The sequence below is a fragment of the Kitasatospora sp. NPDC114501 genome (assembly GCF_055633695.1).
In genome coordinates, this window is the sequence record NZ_JBVKDS010000023.1 from 44054 (window position 1) to 60310 (window position 16257).

Below are 16257 nucleotides of genomic sequence, written 5' to 3' on the forward strand. Positions count from 1 at the left end.
GGGGCATTCGCCCACACGCACCTTCCGATGACGAGCTCGCTGCGCTCACTCATGCGCCCACCTCGCCGCACTCGGCAGGGGCATTCGCCCACACGCACCCTCCGATGACGAGCTCGCTGCGCTCACTCATGCACTTCCCTCCCCAGCAGCTCGGAGAGGTCCTGGACGACCACGGTGGCGCCGTCCCGGCGCAGTTCGGCGGCCTGGCCGGTGCGGTCCACGCCGACCACCGCGCCGAAGCCGCCGGCCCGGCCGGAGGCGACCCCGGCGAGCGCGTCCTCGAAGACCGCGGCGTGGGCGGGTTCGACGCCGAGGGCGCGGGCGGCGTACAGGTAGGTGTCGGGGGCGGGCTTGCCGGGCAGGCCCTCGGCCTTGGCGACGTTGCCGTCCACGATCACCTCGAACAGCTCCTCGATGCCGGCCGCCCGCAGCACGTCACGGCAGTTGGCGCTGGAGGAGACCACGGCGCTGGGCAGCCCGGCCGCCCGCAGCCGGTGCACGTAGTCGACCGATCCCTGGTACGGCTGGACGCCCTGCTCCCGGATCAGCCGCAGCACGGTGTCGTTCTTGGCCCGGCTGATCCCTTGCACGGTACGGGAGTTGGGCGGGTCCTCCGGGGTGCCCTCGGGCAGTTCGACGCCCCGGCTGAGCAGGAAGGCGCGGGTGCCGTCCAGCCGCGGGCGGCCGTCCACGTAGGTGTCGTAGTCGGTGACGGAGTCGAAGGGGACGAACGGGCCGCCGGTGCGGGCGGCTTCGGCGCGCAGGAAGGCGTCGAAGGTGTCCTTCCAGGCCGCGGCGTGCACCTTCGCGGTCTGGGTGAGCACCCCGTCGAGGTCGAAGAGGAAAGCACGGATGTCGTCCGGTAGCCCCAGCATGGGTGCAGTCTTACCCGGGAACGGGGGGAAGCCGCCCATTTCCCGGCGGCGCGTCGCGGGAAGGGCGGCTTCCGGTTACCCGGGCCGGGGCTGGGCCGACCGGCACGGCGATCCGGCCGTTACGGCGAGTCGGGCATCTGCGCCTCGGGCGCCTCGACGACCGCGAAGACCGCTCCCTGCGGGTCCTGGACCACCGCCATCCGGCCGGACTGCATGTCGAAGGCCGGCTGGATCACCGAGCCGCCGGCCTTGACCAGGGCGTCCACCGTGGAATCGGCGCTGTCCACCGAGAAGTAGGTCATCCAGTGCGAGGGCGTGCCGGGCGACAGGTAGTCGGGCATCGCCTGCATGCCGCCCACCGTGCGGTCGCCGACGTTGAGCGAGAAGTAGCCGTCCATGCCCTGGATGGTGGCCGGGCGCAGCCCGAGGGCCGGCTGGTAGAAGCGGCCGGCCGCGCCGGTGTCGGCGGTGTTGAGCTCGTTCCAGACCAGGGCGCCGGGCTCGTTGACCACACCCGCGCCGATGAAGTCCATCGCCTGCCAGACCCCGAACACCGCGCCGGTCGGGTCGGCGGCGACCAGCATCCGGCCGATCGTGCCGACGTCCATCGGGTCGTACAGGACCGTGCCGCCGGCCTCGACGATGGCCGCCCGGGCCGCGTCGGCGTCGTCGGAGGCGAGGTAGGTGGTCCAGGCGACGGGCGGCGCCGGCTGCCCCTCGGGCACCATCTGCGCCATGATCCCGGCGACCGGCCTGTCGTTGAGCGTGCACACGGCGTAGCCGCCGAACTCGGCCGGGCCGACCTCGCCCTGCCAGCCGAACAGGTCGCGGTAGAAGTCGAGCGCGGCCTGCTGGTCGCTCGCCATCAGGTCGACCCAGCACGGGGTGCCGGGCTTGTACGGATCGGTGACTACGGGCATCGCGGGGCCTCCCGGAGGCGGTGGTGGGCGGCTGTGGTGGGCGGGACGGTCGGGCCGTCGGGGCGGTCGCGCCGGGCGGGGGTACGGCCCGGCCGGGACGACGGCGGTACACCGCCACCATCGGCCCGCCGCCGCGATCCCGCCACCGGACGGCGCCCTGGCGGGCGACCGGCCGCCGAATCGTCACGGCGCTCCCACCCGGTGTTCACGGGGCGTCGTGGCGGTGCGCGGTGACGAAGTACGGCTGCACCTTGCCGCTCTGCGCGTAGTCCTTGAGCCGGACCAGCAGTTCGGCCCAGGTGCCGGCCACCGCCGGGACGCCCTCCTCGCTGCCCGGCTGCCAGCCGCCGTGCCGGAACAGCAGCCGGGTGCGCTCGGGGGCGGCGGGCTCGTCGGGACGGGCGGGCTCATCGGGCGTGCCGGCGCGATCCGGCCGGTCCGGCCGGTCGGCCAGCTCCCAGCTGATCCAGGTGCCGGCCCAGTGCGGCGGGAAGGAGCCGGCGTTGGTCCACACCACCCGGTCCCGGTCGGCCCGCTCCACCCGCAGCCGGAACGGCTCGGGGACGTCCGGGAAGTCGAACAGCAGCACGTCGCCGTCACGGTCCACGCCGGTGGTCCACCAGGCGGTCAGCCCGTCGTGCGTGGTGAGCGCGGCGAGCACCACGGCCCGGGGCGCGGCGATGTCGAGCTGGAGGGCGATCTCGGGCATGGGGGTCCGCCTTTCGGTGACCGCGCGGCCCCGCCGGGGGCCACGGGCCCACCATGGCACGACCCCCGGACCCGCGCGCCCCGGAGGGCGCCGGCCCGGGGGTCGTCCCCGCGCTCCCGTGTTCCGGTGGCCGCGGTCAGCCGCCGCTGCCGTACGTGGTGTTGGCGCAGATGTCGTCGTCCGCCGAGCGGGCGTCGTTGGTGACGGTGGTGGGCAGCGGGGCCGGGGGCGCCGGGGTGCCCGGTGCGGTGGTCGGCGCGGCGCCGGCGGGCGCGCCCGTGGTCATCCCCATCGCGGCGGCGAAGTCCTGGCCGGCGATCACCGAGATGCCCCGGGCGCTGCTGGGCTCCAGGCTGGCGCCCGGGAACAGCAGGGCGACCTTCTCGGCGTTCGCCTTCTGCCCGGAGCCGTACTCGATCGTGGTGGTCTTGTACTTGGTGCTCGCCGCCTGGCCCGCCGTGCTGGCGGTGAACTTGGCGCCCTTGAGCTGCTCGGTCGCCTTGCCGGCCAGGCCGTTGACGACCGTTCCGTTGTAGACCGCCACCCTGATCGCGGAGTTGGCGGTGTCCACGACCGGGGCGGGCGGGGTGGTGGGCGCCGCGGGCTGCTGCGGAGCCGGGCCGGTGCCGTCGGCGGGGGCGTCCGGCTGCTGGCCGGTGGCGTTCTGCCCGTCGATGGTCTGGTCGGCCTTGAGGGTCTCCCAGAGCTTGTTGGTGTCCGGCTGGATCAGGTCGATGTCGGCGCCGTGGTAGCGCCAGGGCGTCGTCACGAACTTGAGGTCGTGCATGTCGATGTTCTTCAGCGACAGCCCGAAGGACAGCAGCTTGTCGGCCGAGTCCAGGCCCGGGTCGACGACCAGGGACTTGGTGGCGGCGTCGGCCAGCGGAAAGAGGGTGGTGGGGTTCATCCCGTCCTTCTTGATCTTGCTGGCGAGCGAGCCGAGGAAGGCCTGCTGGCGCTTCATCCGGCCGATGTCCGAGCCGTCGCCGATGCCGTGCCGCAGCCGGACGTAGTCGAGCGCCTTCTGGCCCTCCACCTTCTGCTTGCCCTGCGGGAGGACGAGGTCGCCCCTCTTCTTCAGATTGGGGTTGATGTCGCCCTCGTAGATCGGCTTCGGCAGGCAGATGTCCACGCCGTTCACGGCCTGGGTCATCGAGGAGAAGCCGTTGAAGTCGACCACGAGGGTGTGGTCGACCCGGATGCCGGTCAGCTTCTCCACGGTGTTCTGCGCGCAGGCCGGGTTGCCGTCCTCGGTGCCACCGGTGGCGAAGGCCTCGTTGAAGAGGGCGTTGCTCCGCTCCTTGGTCCACTTGCCGTTGGGGAGCTTGCAGGAGGGGAGCGTGACCAGGGCGTTGCGCGGGATCGAGATGCCCACGGCGTGCTTGTGGTCGGCGTAGACGTGCAGCAGGATCGTGGTGTCCGAGCGGGCGCCGCCGTCCTCGGCGCCGCCGCCGAGGTCGGAGTTGTTCTTGCCGCGGCTGTCCGAACCGATCAGCAGCACGTTGACCGGCTTGTTGCCGTCCGCGTCGGCCTTCGCCTCCGGGGGGCGGTTGCGGGCTATCGCGTCGGCGTCGAAGGACTTGATGTTGGCGTTCAGCTTGAGGTAGATCGCGCCGCCGACACCGGCCACGACCACCAGCACGCCCGCCGTCGACCAGGCGACGATCTTCTTCACGTTCTTCTTGGGCTTGGCGCTCTTGCGCGCCGCCGCCCGGCCGCCGGCCGCCGACGCGGCCTCCGCCTTGCCGCCGCCACCACCGCCACCGCCGCGTCCGCCCTTGCCCTGGGCCGCACGGCGGGCCTCCGCCCGGCCACCGGCACGCGGGGACGGCACGGCGCCGCTGCCCTCCGCGCCCTCGGTCGTGAGCGCGCCGGGCGCGTCCTCGCCGCGAGCCGGGCCCTCGCCCCACTGACCTGACATGCGCGTACCTTTCACCGACGGAAGCGACGCCCCTGACGATCCGGCGCACCGCACACAGAGAGACGGTCCGGACCGTTCCCAGGTTGCACATACGACCGTCATCACTAACCGACGATCGTGGCTTCCGATCATATTTAGGCCCGACACGATCACCGACCCTCGGCCCTCGGACAACCCCGCCGACCGGCGGGCAACACCCCCGCAGAACAGTCGAAAACGCCTGATTCCGACGTGATCCATGCCACTTCACCGGCGCCGCACCGACGCCGAGATCCGGCCACCGGCACGGCTCGTGGGACGCCGTGGACGTCAGGGCCGACGACGGTGCCCGCACCGTCCACGGACGGTCCCGGGACGCTCGACCACCGGACACCACCCCCGACGCCGTTGCGGACACCGGAGTTGAGCACCCGGGCACCGGCAGCCCGCCCCCGACCGGGCGGTGGCGGTGGCGGAGCAGTGGCGGTGGCGATGGCGGTGGCGGTGGCGGTGGCGGTGCGCGGCCCGGGCGGCGGGACGCACCCGCGCCGGGAGACGACGGAGGCCGGATCGGCGATCGCCCGATCCGGCCTCGGTGCGGTGGGCCACCAGGGGCTCGAACCCTGAACCTACGGATTAAAAGTCCGCAGCTCTGCCAATTGAGCTAGTGGCCCCGCGGCCCCCGTGCGCCCGGCGATACCGGATGGAGGGACCACGGCGATCCTACCCGGTGGGGCCCACGGCTCCGCCAGTGGATTGCGCGGGCGTGCCGGGCTCGTTGAGCGGCTCCTGAGGCGGGGCGTAGTGGGCTGCGCGGACGCGGCGGAGCCAGGCCTCGACGGGGCGCGGGTCGGCGGCGGCGGGCAGCACGCCGGGGCCGGCGAGGCGCTCGGCGGCGTCGGCGAGCAGGCCCTCCGCGAGGGCGGGGCGGTCGGCGATGCGTTCGCCCAGTTCGCGGATGCGTTCGGGGTCGGGCAGCCGGATCAGGTTGTGGCCGGTCCCGTGCAGGCGGACGGCCTGCTCGACCAGCCGGACCAGGTGCCGGGCGTGCTTGGCTGCCCGGCGGCGGGTGGCCGGGTCGGTGGTGTCGCGGGTCAGCAGCTTGCGGAACTGCTGGTCGGCGTAGCCGAGGTAGGCCTTGCGCACGGCCGGTGCGCTGAGGAACGCCGCGCGCAGGCCGACCAGTTCGTCGCCGAGCGGAGTGCGGACCTCGTACAGCTCGTCCGGCAGCCAGACCAGTTCGGAGGCGGTCGGGTTGCAGCTCAGCGCCAGCCGGCACCACTTGGCGGCCTCGTGCAGGGTGACGTCGGGCGCGGTGCCGACGTGGGACTCGGCCGGGCGGTGCAGGCCGTGCAACTCCTCGGTGGGGGTGGCGAACAGGCCCAGCCGGTCGAGGTCGGAGCCGGCGTGGGCGAAGCCGTACGCGGTGGAGCCGACGATGCCCGAGAGCAGGACCGCGCCGGGCACGGCGGGCGCGCCGGGCACGGCGGAAAGGGTGGGAACGGCGGACATCGGCGGATTCCTCTCGGACGGACGGGCGGACACCGCATCCTCGTCCGGGCATCCTCGCCGGAGCGGGCCGCGCCGGGCGAGCGAATTCCGGTCCGGGGTCGGCCCGGCCCGGCCCGGCCACCGATACGGGGCCCCCGAAGCACCGCCGTCGCCCCGACGGCCCCCGACGGCCGCCGCGGATGTCCCCGGCCGGGCCGCCGGGTAGCGTACGGGCCATGCCGACCACCCCGACCGACGAGGTCCTGATCGTCACCGGCGCGAGCCGCGGCATCGGTGCCGCCACCGCCCTGCTGGCCGCCCGCCGCGGCCACCGGGTCTGCGTCAACTACCGTACGGACGAGGCCTCGGCGGCCGCCGTCGTGGACGCGATCCGCGCCGAGGGCGGCACCGCCCTCGCGGTCCGCGCCGACGTCACCCGCACCGCCGAGGTGGAACGGCTGTTCGGCACCGTGGACGACGAACTCGGCCCGCTCACCGGGCTGGTGAACAACGCCGGCACGCTGGAGCGGCAGTGCCGGCTGGAGGAGATCGACGAGGACCGGCTGAACCGGATCTGGGCCGCCAACATCACCGGCCCGTTCCTGTGCGCGGCCCAGGCCGTCCGCCGGATGTCCACCCGGTACGGCGGGCGCGGCGGCGCCATCGTCAACGTCGGCTCGGCCGCCTCCCGGATCGGCTCGCCGAACGAGTACGTCGACTACGCGGCCGCCAAGGGCGCGGTGGACTCGATGACCCGCGGCCTGGCCCTGGAGGTCGCCGCCGAGGGCGTCCGGGTCAACGCGGTGCGGCCGGGGCTGATCCACACCGGGATCCACGCGCTCGGCGGCGAGCCCGGCCGGGTCGACCGGGTCGCGCCCGGCCTGCCGATGCGGCGCGGCGGGCGGCCGGAGGAGGTCGCCGAGGCGATCCTCTTCCTGCTCTCCCCGGCCGCCTCGTACACCACCGGGGCGTTCCTGGAGGTCTCCGGCGGGCGCTGAGCGGCCGGTCGGGCACCGGCGGCGGCCGGTTTCGGCCGACGTCGTCCCGCCACCGGGCGGCCCCCTGCGGTTTCCTTCCGCCCGCCCGCCCCCGCCCGTACGGTGGTGGCCATGACCGACGCCTTCATCGACATCCCCGGTGTGCGCAACTTCCGCGACGCGGGCGGGATCGGCGCCCTCCGCCGGGGCGTGCTGTACCGCTCCGGGTCCTTCCACACCCTCACCGAGGACGGCGCCCGGCGGCTCAAGGCCCTCGGCCTGCGGACGGTCTTCGACCTGCGCAGCGCGGTCGAGCTGGAGGTCTGGCCGGACCAGCGGCACGGTCTCGACCACGAGGCGTTCAACCTGCCGGTCCTGCCCGCCGACCGCCAGGGCGCCGGGCGGCCCTGGCCAGAGGACCAGGCCGCCCTCTACCCCTTCATGGCCGAGACGGCGGGCCCCTCGCTCGCCGCCGTGGTGCGCCGGCTCGCCGCCCCGGATTCGCTGGCCGCCGTCGTCCACTGCGCCGTCGGCAAGGACCGCACCGGGCTCACCGTCGCCGTCCTCCAGTCCCTGCTGGGCGCCTCGGAGGACGAGATCACCGCCGACTTCCTGCTCTCCAACATCGGGCTCGGCCTCGACAGGGGCCCCGTCCCGTACTTCGACGAGACCGGTGCCGAACGCCTCTCCCGCCCGGTCGGCGCCGAACTCCTGGCCTCCTCCCTGGCCTGGATCCACGACAACCACGGCACGGTCCCCGGCTACCTCCGGCACCACGGCGCGACGGACGCCGAGCTCGACGCCGTCCGCGCCCACCTCTCGGACTGACCGGGCCTCAGCCCGCCCGGCGCTCGAAGCGCCACCACTGGGCCGGGACGTCGGCGTCCTCGCGCTGGTGGACGTCGGCCTCCGGGGTGTCGCCCGCCGTCAGGGGCTTGCCACTGACGAAGCTGGTCACCGTGTAGGTGCCCGGCACGTCGGTGTGGGCCTCCAGCAGCCACTCCTGGGCGCCGAAGGCGTTGGCGGACCACTGCTGGATCCGGACGCCGTCCTCCGTCGAGGCACCGGTGACGTCCAGGCGCTTGCCGCTGCCGACGTTCTCGATGTGGAACAGCGCGCCGCCCGGGTGGACGGCGGTGAGGCGCCAGAGCCCGGCGTCACCGCCGTCGTCCGGGCCGAGGACGATCCGGGCGCCGAGGCGCCGGGAGGCGTCGGCGACCCGCAGCAGCAGGCCGCTTCCGACGTTGCGGACGAGGTAACTGCCGTCGGTGATCGCGGAGTCTGTCACGGTCGAAGTCTGCCACCGGGCACCGACAGGCCCCGCGCCCGACCGGGGCGGGGCGGGGGGGGCGCGGAGGAGTTTCCGCCGGACCGGCCCCGCCCCTTATGCTGCGGCGAATGTCCACCGAGCAGATACCGCCGCACCGTCAACAGCCCACCTTCGCCGAAGCCGTGGCCGCCCTGGAGGCCGTGGTCGCGGCCGGGGACGAGGAGCAGTTCGGGCCCGCCCTCGGGCTGGTCGGCGGACTGTTCGGCGCGGCCGACCCGGCCGAGCGGGCGGCCGCCGGCCCCCGGCTGGCGGCGCTGCTGCCGGACGCCCCGCCGTTCCCCCGCGCGCACCTGGCCATGGTGGTGGGCGCCTGCGTGGAGCACGGCGCCGACCCGGTCGCCTGCTCCGGCCCGGTGCTGGCCGGCCTGCGCGGGGCGCTGACCGGCGCCCAGCTGCTGGTGCGGCGCTGGGCCGCCACCGGCGGCGGGCCGCTGCCCAGCGCGGAGGAGGACGATCCGGCCGAGGCGCACGACCGGATCGCCGACCCGGCGCACCTGGACGACTGGCACGCCCACCTGGCCGTGGTCGCCTGGTGGACCCTGCACCTGTGGCAGCAGGCCGCCTGGGCGGTGTACACCCACGCGGAGGTCCGGACCGAGGCCCGCTCCTCGGGCGTGACCGAGGTGATCCTGGAGCTCTTCGACCGCTACCAGGGCGAGCAGCACGACTTCAAGGGCCTGGTCCACCTGGCGCTGATGCTGGACGACGAGCCGCTGCTGGTGCTCGACCGCCCCACCGGCACCGGCTACCTGCTGCGGATGAGCGGCCTGAGCGACACCTTCCAGCTGCACACCCTGCTCGCCGACGTGCTGATCGGCGGCGGCCACCTGCCCGGCACCCCGCAGGACCGCGAGGTGGTGGCGCTGGCCCGGACCGCCTACCTGGACGGCCGGCGGGTGATCGCCACCGGCGCCTTCAACCTGGTCGCGCCGGACGGCTCGTGGATCTGGAACGAGGGGACGCCCAGCGACATCCCGGTGGTGGACGGCGTGCGCACCCTGGTCCTGGAGCCGCTGCCGTACGAGCGGAGCTGGTCGGCCGGGCGGTTCATCCAGGAGGTCCCGGGCGACCTGCGGCTGGAGCGGGTGCTCGACCCGGCGGAGGCGGCGCGGCTGCTGGCCGCCACGGTGCCGGGGCAGACGCCCGCCGAGGCGTTCCGGTAGGACGCCCGGAGGCGTTCGTCGGGCTCCGGAGGCGTTCCGCCGGGAGGCCCCGGGGATTCCGCCCGTTCGGCGGGTTAGGGTCGGAGACCGGCACAGCCCAACGCGCCTACGAGTGGAGTCGACGATGGCGAAGGTCCCCAACGTGCTCGCGGCCGCCGCGCCCGCCGCGCTGACCGCGGCGAGCGGTCTGGTCGGCGGTTACGGCGTCGCCCGCTGGAGCGGTCGGCGCGAACTGGGCGGCGCGGTGCTGGCGGTGGCCGGCGCCGGGGCGGCCGCGCAGTGGCGCCGCGGCTCGGGTACGGGCACCGCGGCGGCGCTGACCGGCCTGTACGTGGCGGCCTTCGGCGGCTCGCACCCGTTGGCGAAGCGGATCGGCGCCTGGCCGTCCGTCTTCGCCGTGACCGCCGTGGTCGCGGCGGCCTCCACGGCGGCGACGGCGCTCTCCGCCCGCCGGAGGTAGCCCGCCGCCCGGGGGCGCCCCGCTACCGGACGACCCGCTTCCGGACGATCACCTCGCGCCGAACCGGGCCTCGAAGGCGGCCCGGTTCGCCGAGACCGGCGAGCGGTCCCAGACCGCGAAGACCACCCTGTCGAAGGCCGCCCCGTACCGGGCCAGCGCCCCCTCGAAGGCCTCGGCGACCTGCGCCGGGTCGTTGCGGAACACCCCGCAGCCCCAGGCGCCGAGCACCAGCGTGCGCACCTCGTGCCGGGCGGCCGCCGCGAGCACCCGTACGGCCCGCTCGGCGAGCACGCCCCGGACGTCCGCCCCGGAGGAACGCCGTTCCAGCTGACCGGCGTTGGGCGCGGGCGAGGTCAGGAAGGTGACCGGGTACGGCTGCGCGAGCAGCTCGCCGCGCCCGTCCCGGATCACCGGTACCGCGGGCGAGACGATCACCCGGTGGCTGTACCGGAGGTCGGTGGAGGCCCGGTGCGCCTCGTAGTAGTCCGGCGCCTCCAGCAAGCAGCTGTACAGTAGCGCGCTGCGGCACAGGTCCTCCTCCTGGGCGCGGGCGCCGCGCAGGTAGCCGCCGCCGGGGTTGCGCGCGGAGGCGAAGTTCAGCACCCCGACCGGCCCGGCCCCGGCCTCGACCAGCCGGCGGGCGGCCTGGACGCTCCCCTCGGCCGTCACCTCGATCCGCCCGTCCGCCGGCCCCGGCCCGCGGCCGCCGGCGGCCGGCAGCGCGGCCGGGCCGTCCGGCGCGTACGACACCGTGCCGGCCTTAGCCGCCGCCAACTCCTCCCCCACCAGCACGAGTTCGCCCCCGGCCGTCCGGTAGCTCCCCCGCGCGGCGATCTCCTCGTTCACCCGTGCCATGTCGCGCAGTCTGCTGCTCATGGCCGCGACGCTACGGGACTACCGCGCCCGCGCGCCACAGGTTATTCTCACTCCCAGAACAACACCTCGGGGGGCAACGGCGAGGTGTTCGGGGGAACGCGAAGGGCCCGCTCCGGGGGACGGAGCGGGCCCTTCGTTCGTTCAGCGCGGCCGGCGGTCGACTACCGCCGGTACGGCGTCAGTTCTTCCAGCGCGGCTTGCGGTCGTCGCCGCCGAAGCCACCCGAACGGCGGTCGTCGCGGTCACGGTTGCCACCGAAGCCGCCACGGTCACGGTTGAAGCCACCGCGGTCGGACTGCGGACGGCCGCCGGAGCGGTGGTCGTCGCGGCGCGAGAACGGACGGCTGCTGCCGCCGCGCTCGTCGCGGTCCCGGCCGAAGGACGGGCGGTCGCCGAAGGAACGGGCCGGACGGTCGCCGAAGGAGCGGCCACCGCGGTCGTCGCGGTCACGGTTGAAGCCACCGCGCTCGCCGCCACGGTCGCCGCCGAAGCCGCCCGAGCGACGGTCGTCGCGGTCACGGTTGCCACCGAAGCCGCCACGGTCACGGTTGAAGCCACCGCGCTCGCCGCCACGGTCGCCGCCGAAGCCGCCCGAACGGCGGTCGTCGCGGTCACGGTTGCCACCGAAGCCACCCGAGCGACGGTCGTCGCGGTCACGGTTGAAGCCACCGCGCTCGCCACCGCGGTCACGGTCGAAACCACCCGAGCGGCGGTCGTCGCGGTCACGGTTGCCACCGAAACCACCCGAACGGCGGTCGTCGCGGTCACGGTTGAAGCCACCACGGTCGCCACCGCGGTCACGGTCGAAACCACCCGAGCGACGGTCGTCGCGGTCACGGTTGCCACCGAAGGCCGGACGCTCGTTGCGGGCCTCGCGGTAGGACGGGGCGCGCTCCTCGGTCTGCGGCGCGGCGGCCTCGGCGACGGCCGGAGCGGCCTCGGTCGCGGCCGACTCGTCGGACTCGGCCTCGGCGGCCGGCTCCTCGTCCACGATGCCCAGGTCGGCCCGCTCGCGCGCCGCACGGGCGGCCAGACGGTCGGCCTCCTCGCGCAGCTCGGCGGCGCGGCGCTGCGCGCGCTCCAGCTGGCGGGTCATGTCGGCGAGCTCGCGCTCGGCGGCACCGGCGATGTTGGCGGCGCTCTCCGCCTGGACCTCGGTCAGCGAGCGGGCGCCGGTGATCTTGGCGACCTCGGCGTCGAAGGCGTGGTCCAGGATGTGGCGCGAGGCGTCGACGCCCGCGTCCTCCATCAGGCGGAAGACGCCACGGCGCTGGTGCGGCAGCACCAGGGTGACGACGGCGCCGGAGCGGCCGGCCCGGGCGGTGCGGCCGGAGCGGTGCAGGTAGTCCTTGTGGTCGCCGGCCGGGTCCACGTTCAGGACCAGGTCGATGCCGTCGACGTGGATGCCGCGGGCGGCGACGTCGGTGGCGACGACGACGTTGGTGTAGCCGTCCTTGAAGTCGCCGAGGACGCGGGTACGGGCGCCCTGGGTCATGCCGCCGTGCAGCGCGTCGGCCTTCACACCGGCCTCGATCAGCTGCTCGGCGACGCGGTCGGCGCCCATCTGGGTGCGGACGAAGATGATCGTGCGGCCCTTGCGGGCGGCGATCGCGTTGGTGATCGGCGCCTTGTCCTTGGGCTTCACCACGAGGATGTGGTGGGTCATGGTGGTGACCGCGCCGGCCGACGGGTCGACCTCGTGGGTGACCGGGTTCTTCAGGTAGCGCTTGACCAGGGTGTCGATCTCGTTCTCCAGGGTGGCGGAGAACAGCAGGCGCTGGCCGCCGGCCGGCACCTGGTCGAGGATCTCGGTGACCTCGGGCAGGAAGCCCATGTCGGCCATCTGGTCGGCCTCGTCGAGCACGACGGTCTGGACGTCGGCCAGCTTGGCGGAGCCGCGGTTCAGCAGGTCGCGCAGACGGCCGGGGGTGGCGACCAGGACGTCGACGCCGCGCTCCAGCGCGTAGATCTGGTTCGACATCGAGGTGCCGCCGCAGACCACCTTGAGGCGCAGGCCGAGCACCGAGCCGAACGGCTCCAGGGCGTCGGCCACCTGCATGGCCAGCTCACGGGTCGGGACCAGGATCAGGCCGCGCGGGTGCTTGGGCTTGGTGCGCTCGCCGTCGGCGAGGCGGGTCAGCAGCGGCAGGCCGAAGCTGAGGGTCTTGCCGGAGCCGGTGCGGCCACGGCCCAGCACGTCCTTGCCGGCCAGGGCGTCCGGGATGGTCGCGGCCTGGATCGGGAACGGGGTGGTGACGCCGCGCTTGGCGAGGGCGCGCACGACGTCGTCGTGCAGGCCCAGGTCGCCGAACGTGATGGTGGGCTCGGCGGCCGCCTCCTCGGTGGCCTCCACGGCCTCGGCGATCACCTCGTCCACGGCGGTGTCGTTGGTGTCGATGGTGTCGGTGACATCGGCGGCGGCCTCGTTCGCGGGCATGGCGAAGCGGGCGTCGTCAACGAGAGACATGCAAAACCTTCCGGAAGTGGCACGCGCCAAAGTCCGGGGTTCTGTTTCACAACCGCCTCTATGCGGTCAGCCACGGATCGCCGGAACGCGCCAAGGGCGCCGATGGGAACAGGGCGCCAGTCAAATGGATCAAACGAACGATCTACCACCATAGACGAACCTGAGGATCGGAGGCAAATGCCCTGCTCAATCCGTTATTGCCCGGCCGTGCGGGGAGTGGCGGCCGAGGAACCGGAACTGCCGGCGGACGGATCCGGGGCCGGCGGGACGGTCGCGGCGGGCGAGCTGTGCTCGGGCGCGGGGCTGCTCGACGGGCGGCTGCTCGGGGTGGCCGAGGGCGTCCCGGCCGTACCGCCGGAGCGGCCCTCCCCGGTGCCGCCGGTACCTCCGGAGCCCGTCGTGCCGCCGGACCCGCCGGTGCCTCCGCCCGGGTGCGGAACGGGACTTGTGTTCGCACCGCCCGCCGAACCACCGCCCGGACCGCCGTCCGGCGCGCCCGACCCGGGAACCGGCACCACCCCGGCCACCGCGCCGTTCGCCCCCGGGGCCGCCCCACCGGGCTGCGTGGCGACACCGCCCGACCCGCCGTCGCCCTGGAGGCCCCCCGACCGCTCCGGGCGCCCCGAGGCCCCGCCCGGGTGTCCCGAGCCCGGCGAGGCCGAGGGCCCACCGGTCGCCCCCGGCCGGACCGCCGGGCCGGCCTGCCCGACCGGCGCCACGCCGTGCTTCTCCTCCGCCGCCGGACCGACCGACATGCACCCGGTCAGCCCGAGCCCGGCCACCGTCAGCAGCGCCGCCGCCCGTACCGCGCGCGAGGGCGGGACCGCCGCCGCCCGCCCCGGAGCCGTACGGGCCGCGGCCAGCCGCACCCGCACCGCCCGTACCGCCCGCACCGTCCGTGCCGCCCGTACCGAAGCCACTGAGGTCCCTCTCTACCGCCCCACCCGGGCCGCCCACTCGCGCGCGGCCGCTTTCGGTGCCCAACGCGCGCCCGGCCCGGCGGGACACGGGCAGCGCCCAAGCTCGCCCGGCGGGGGCGGCGGCGGGGGCGGGGGAGGGCGCGCTGGCGCCCGCTCAGCCCCAGAGCGCCGCGGCGAGCTCCGCGCCCGCGTACACCGCGGCCAGCCCGGCCAGCACGCTGCCGGCCGCGTTGGCCAGCGCGTACCGCCCGGCGCCGGTCTCGGCCAGCCGCAGGGTCTCGTACGAGAAGGTCGAGTAGGTGGTCAGCGCCCCGCAGAGCCCCGTCCCCAGCAGCAGCTGGACCTTCGAGGAGGCCGCTCCCGCCGCCACCGCACCGGTCACCAGTCCGAGGACCAGGCAGCCGACCACGTTCACCGTGAAGGTGCCCCACGGGAACACCGAGTCGTGCCGGGACTGCACCGCCCGGTCGGTCAGGTACCGCAGCGGCGCGCCGACCACCGCGCCCGCCGCCACCAGCAGCCAGTTCACTCCGCCGTCTCCCCCCGGCCCGGCCCCTGCCCCTGCCCGTGCTCCTGCTCCCGGCCCGCGTAGGTCACGACCTCGCAGCGGTCCAGCAGCACCAGGCCCCCCGCCACCATCCCGTCCAGCTGCGGCAGGAACGCCCGCACCCGCTCCTCCTCGTCCACGATCACCACCGCCACCGGCAGGTCCTCGCTCAGCGACAGCAGCCGCGTGGTGTGCACCAGCGACGAGGCCCCGAACCCCTCGATCCCCCGGAACACGCTCGCCCCGGCCAGCCCGGCCGCCCGGGCCCGGTGCACGATCTCGCTGTACAGCGGCCGGTGGTGCCACCGGTCGCCCTCCCCGATCAGCACGGTCAGCCGCAGCGCCGGCCCGCCCAGCCGGCTCACCGCGCACCCCCGGCCCGGTGGATCAGACGCCGGGTCAGCCCGGCCGCCGCCCACACCGCGAGCAGCGCGCCCAGCAGCGTCAGCCCGAGGTACGCCACGGCCGGTCCGGGCCGGCCGCCCTCCAGCAGGCGGCGGACGTCCACCGCGTACGTCGAGAAGGTGGTGAACCCGCCCAGCACGCCGGTGCCGAAGAACGGCCGCACCAGCGGATGCGCCTGGCGCCCCTCGGTGAGCACCACCAGGAACACCCCGATCACCGCACAGCCGACCACGTTGACCAGCAGCGTCGTCCACGGGAAGGCCGTCGGCCCGGTCTGCCAGCCGAGCCCGGCCGCGTACCGCGCGGTCGCCCCGATCGCCCCGCCCGCCGCGACCACCGCCACCGCGGGCCCCTGCCCGCGCAGCACCGGCGGCCGGCTCCGGGCCGGCGCCGCGACCGGCGGCGGCGGTGTCCGGGCCGCACCGCCCGCCGCGGTGCCGTCCACCGCGTCCTCCGAGGTCGTCATAGCCCCATCAAACACCGGCCTCCGCCACCTGGCACACCGTCATCCGACACCGGACAATGATCCGGTGGAGATGACCCGGGAAGAGTTCGAGACGCTGGTCGCCGACGCCCTCGACCAGATCCCCCCGCAGCTCGCGGCCATGATGGACAACGTCGCGATCTTCGTCGAGGACGAACCCGATCCGAGCGACCCCGAACTCCTCGGCCTCTACGAGGGCACCCCGCTCACCGAGCGCGGCGAGTGGTACGCGGGCGTCCTGCCCGACCGCATCCTGATCTACCGCGGCCCCACCCTGCGCCACTGCGACACCCGCGAGCAGGTGGTCGAGGAGGTCCGCACCACGGTCATCCACGAGGTCGCCCACCACTTCGGCTTCGACGACCACGAGCTCGACGAGCTCGGCTGGTCCTGACCCCCGGACCCCGCTCCGACCCGCCCCACCCCCACCCGGCCGGAACCCGTTTTGGCGATCCGCCCCGCATCCCATATGCTTCTCGACGTCCCCGAACGCTGGGAAACAGCGGGACAGGCCACAAGCCCTCATCGTCTAGTGGCCCAGGACGCCGCCCTTTCAAGGCGGTAGCACGGGTTCGAATCCCGTTGGGGGCACGCAGTACCGTAGTAAAGTGCAGTACGCAAGACCGCAAGACCCTGAGTGGTTCGCCACTTCTAGGTCCCGTGGAGCAGTTGGTTAGCTCGCCACCCTGTCAAGGTGGAGGTCGCGGGTTCAAGTCCCGTCGGGATCGCTCGT

General features: G+C 74.7%; 16 protein-coding genes, 3 tRNA genes and 1 pseudogene. 8 read left to right on the forward strand and 12 right to left on the reverse strand.

The window, feature by feature from the left end; genetic code table 11:
• Nucleotides 1–122: 122 nt before the first annotated feature.
• From ACZ7RU_RS33875 to ACZ7RU_RS33890, 4 genes are all read right to left on the reverse strand, one after another.
• On the reverse strand, nucleotides 123–875 hold the full coding sequence (locus tag ACZ7RU_RS33875) for an HAD family hydrolase (RefSeq protein ID WP_470344823.1): 753 nt from the start codon (nucleotides 873–875) through the stop codon (nucleotides 123–125).
• Between the two features lie 119 nt (nucleotides 876–994).
• Nucleotides 995–1795, reverse strand: coding sequence for a VOC family protein (locus ACZ7RU_RS33880; RefSeq protein ID WP_470344824.1), 801 nt, complete (start codon nucleotides 1793–1795; stop codon nucleotides 995–997).
• A gap of 205 nt (nucleotides 1796–2000) precedes the next feature.
• Complete coding sequence (locus ACZ7RU_RS33885) at nucleotides 2001–2504, reverse strand: SRPBCC family protein (protein WP_470344825.1); 504 nt, start codon at nucleotides 2502–2504, stop codon at nucleotides 2001–2003.
• A gap of 136 nt (nucleotides 2505–2640) precedes the next feature.
• Nucleotides 2641–4425: an LCP family protein gene (locus ACZ7RU_RS33890; RefSeq protein ID WP_470344826.1), complete on the reverse strand. Its 1785-nt coding sequence runs from the start codon at nucleotides 4423–4425 to the stop codon at nucleotides 2641–2643.
• Nucleotides 4426–4890: 465 nt separating this feature from the next.
• On the opposite strand from ACZ7RU_RS33890, the gene ACZ7RU_RS33895 reads away from it, so the two are divergent.
• Nucleotides 4891–5031 carry a hypothetical protein gene (locus ACZ7RU_RS33895; protein WP_470344827.1) on the forward strand — a complete coding sequence of 47 codons (141 nt, stop codon included), beginning with the start codon at nucleotides 4891–4893 and terminating at the stop codon, nucleotides 5029–5031.
• Here ACZ7RU_RS33895 and ACZ7RU_RS33900 read toward each other — a convergent pair.
• Both ACZ7RU_RS33900 and ACZ7RU_RS33905 read right to left on the reverse strand, forming a co-directional pair.
• Nucleotides 5006–5078, reverse strand: a tRNA-Lys gene (locus tag ACZ7RU_RS33900). The two genes, ACZ7RU_RS33895 and ACZ7RU_RS33900, sit on opposite strands and share 26 nt — an antisense overlap.
• A 49-nt stretch (nucleotides 5079–5127) precedes the next feature.
• Nucleotides 5128–5916 (reverse strand): nucleotidyltransferase domain-containing protein, encoded by a 789-nt coding sequence (locus ACZ7RU_RS33905; RefSeq protein ID WP_470344828.1) that lies wholly within the window; start codon nucleotides 5914–5916, stop codon nucleotides 5128–5130.
• A gap of 215 nt (nucleotides 5917–6131) precedes the next feature.
• Between ACZ7RU_RS33905 and ACZ7RU_RS33910 the strand changes: the two genes are divergently transcribed.
• The gene (locus ACZ7RU_RS33910; protein ID WP_470344829.1) at nucleotides 6132–6893 is read left to right on the forward strand and encodes an SDR family oxidoreductase; all 762 of its coding nucleotides are present in this window, start codon (nucleotides 6132–6134) and stop codon (nucleotides 6891–6893) included.
• A 111-nt stretch (nucleotides 6894–7004) separates the two neighbouring features.
• Nucleotides 7005–7700: a tyrosine-protein phosphatase gene (locus ACZ7RU_RS33915; protein ID WP_470344830.1), complete on the forward strand. Its 696-nt coding sequence runs from the start codon at nucleotides 7005–7007 to the stop codon at nucleotides 7698–7700.
• A 7-nt stretch (nucleotides 7701–7707) separates the two neighbouring features.
• Here ACZ7RU_RS33915 and ACZ7RU_RS33920 read toward each other — a convergent pair.
• Nucleotides 7708–8166 (reverse strand): annotated as a pseudogene (locus ACZ7RU_RS33920) (RICIN domain-containing protein); the annotation flags it as partial.
• 104 nt (nucleotides 8167–8270) lie between these two features.
• Here ACZ7RU_RS33920 and ACZ7RU_RS33925 point away from each other — a divergent pair.
• On the forward strand, nucleotides 8271–9365 hold the full coding sequence (locus ACZ7RU_RS33925; RefSeq protein WP_470344831.1) for a hypothetical protein: 1095 nt from the start codon (nucleotides 8271–8273) through the stop codon (nucleotides 9363–9365).
• 124 nt (nucleotides 9366–9489) lie between these two features.
• Complete coding sequence (locus ACZ7RU_RS33930) at nucleotides 9490–9825, forward strand: hypothetical protein (RefSeq protein WP_470344832.1); 336 nt, start codon at nucleotides 9490–9492, stop codon at nucleotides 9823–9825.
• Between the two features lie 48 nt (nucleotides 9826–9873).
• On the opposite strand, the gene ACZ7RU_RS33935 is transcribed toward ACZ7RU_RS33930, so the two are convergent.
• From ACZ7RU_RS33935 to crcB (ACZ7RU_RS33955), 5 genes are all read right to left on the reverse strand, one after another.
• Complete coding sequence (locus tag ACZ7RU_RS33935; RefSeq protein WP_470344833.1) at nucleotides 9874–10701, reverse strand: TIGR02452 family protein; 828 nt, start codon at nucleotides 10699–10701, stop codon at nucleotides 9874–9876.
• Between the two features lie 178 nt (nucleotides 10702–10879).
• Complete coding sequence (locus ACZ7RU_RS33940) at nucleotides 10880–13168, reverse strand: DEAD/DEAH box helicase (RefSeq protein WP_470344834.1); 2289 nt, start codon at nucleotides 13166–13168, stop codon at nucleotides 10880–10882.
• Nucleotides 13169–14242: 1074 nt separating this feature from the next.
• The gene (gene crcB, locus ACZ7RU_RS33945) at nucleotides 14243–14617 is read right to left on the reverse strand and encodes a fluoride efflux transporter CrcB (RefSeq protein WP_470344835.1); all 375 of its coding nucleotides are present in this window, start codon (nucleotides 14615–14617) and stop codon (nucleotides 14243–14245) included.
• The gene (locus tag ACZ7RU_RS33950; RefSeq protein ID WP_470344836.1) at nucleotides 14614–15000 is read right to left on the reverse strand and encodes a DUF190 domain-containing protein; all 387 of its coding nucleotides are present in this window, start codon (nucleotides 14998–15000) and stop codon (nucleotides 14614–14616) included. The genes crcB (ACZ7RU_RS33945) and ACZ7RU_RS33950 overlap by 4 nt, the downstream gene beginning before the upstream one ends.
• Nucleotides 14997–15506, reverse strand: a complete 510-nt coding sequence (gene crcB, locus ACZ7RU_RS33955; protein ID WP_470344837.1) for a fluoride efflux transporter CrcB — start codon at nucleotides 15504–15506, stop codon at nucleotides 14997–14999. The genes ACZ7RU_RS33950 and crcB (ACZ7RU_RS33955) overlap by 4 nt, the downstream gene beginning before the upstream one ends.
• 70 nt (nucleotides 15507–15576) lie before the next feature.
• On the opposite strand from crcB (ACZ7RU_RS33955), the gene ACZ7RU_RS33960 reads away from it, so the two are divergent.
• The 3 genes from ACZ7RU_RS33960 to ACZ7RU_RS33970 all read left to right on the forward strand — a co-directional run bounded on the left by ACZ7RU_RS33960 (nucleotide 15577) and on the right by ACZ7RU_RS33970 (nucleotide 16252).
• Entirely contained in the window at nucleotides 15577–15918 is a 342-nt protein-coding gene (locus tag ACZ7RU_RS33960; RefSeq protein ID WP_387759050.1) for a metallopeptidase family protein, read from the forward strand.
• A gap of 124 nt (nucleotides 15919–16042) precedes the next feature.
• Nucleotides 16043–16115 (forward strand) — tRNA-Glu (locus ACZ7RU_RS33965).
• 63 nt (nucleotides 16116–16178) lie between these two features.
• Nucleotides 16179–16252: transfer RNA gene (locus ACZ7RU_RS33970), tRNA-Asp, on the forward strand.
• Nucleotides 16253–16257: the final 5 nt, after the last annotated feature.

Excerpts from the sequence above, each read along its gene's own strand:
- crcB (WP_470344837.1), bottom strand. The coding sequence starts at position 15,506 with ATGACGACCTCGGAGGACGCGGTGGACGGCACCGCGGCGGGCGGTGCG.
- ACZ7RU_RS33880 (WP_470344824.1), bottom strand. The coding sequence starts at position 1,795 with ATGCCCGTAGTCACCGATCCGTACAAGCCCGGCACCCCGTGCTGGGTC.
- ACZ7RU_RS33890 (WP_470344826.1), bottom strand. The coding sequence starts at position 4,425 with ATGTCAGGTCAGTGGGGCGAGGGCCCGGCTCGCGGCGAGGACGCGCCC.
- ACZ7RU_RS33915 (WP_470344830.1), top strand. The coding sequence starts at position 7,005 with ATGACCGACGCCTTCATCGACATCCCCGGTGTGCGCAACTTCCGCGAC.
- ACZ7RU_RS33960 (WP_387759050.1), top strand. The coding sequence starts at position 15,577 with ATGACCCGGGAAGAGTTCGAGACGCTGGTCGCCGACGCCCTCGACCAG.
- ACZ7RU_RS33885 (WP_470344825.1), bottom strand. The coding sequence starts at position 2,504 with ATGCCCGAGATCGCCCTCCAGCTCGACATCGCCGCGCCCCGGGCCGTG.
- ACZ7RU_RS33930 (WP_470344832.1), top strand. The coding sequence starts at position 9,490 with ATGGCGAAGGTCCCCAACGTGCTCGCGGCCGCCGCGCCCGCCGCGCTG.
- ACZ7RU_RS33940 (WP_470344834.1), bottom strand. The coding sequence starts at position 13,168 with ATGTCTCTCGTTGACGACGCCCGCTTCGCCATGCCCGCGAACGAGGCC.
- ACZ7RU_RS33905 (WP_470344828.1), bottom strand. The coding sequence starts at position 5,916 with ATGTCCGCCGTTCCCACCCTTTCCGCCGTGCCCGGCGCGCCCGCCGTG.
- ACZ7RU_RS33875 (WP_470344823.1), bottom strand. The coding sequence starts at position 875 with ATGCTGGGGCTACCGGACGACATCCGTGCTTTCCTCTTCGACCTCGAC.
- ACZ7RU_RS33925 (WP_470344831.1), top strand. The coding sequence starts at position 8,271 with ATGTCCACCGAGCAGATACCGCCGCACCGTCAACAGCCCACCTTCGCC.
- ACZ7RU_RS33910 (WP_470344829.1), top strand. The coding sequence starts at position 6,132 with ATGCCGACCACCCCGACCGACGAGGTCCTGATCGTCACCGGCGCGAGC.
- ACZ7RU_RS33935 (WP_470344833.1), bottom strand. The coding sequence starts at position 10,701 with ATGAGCAGCAGACTGCGCGACATGGCACGGGTGAACGAGGAGATCGCC.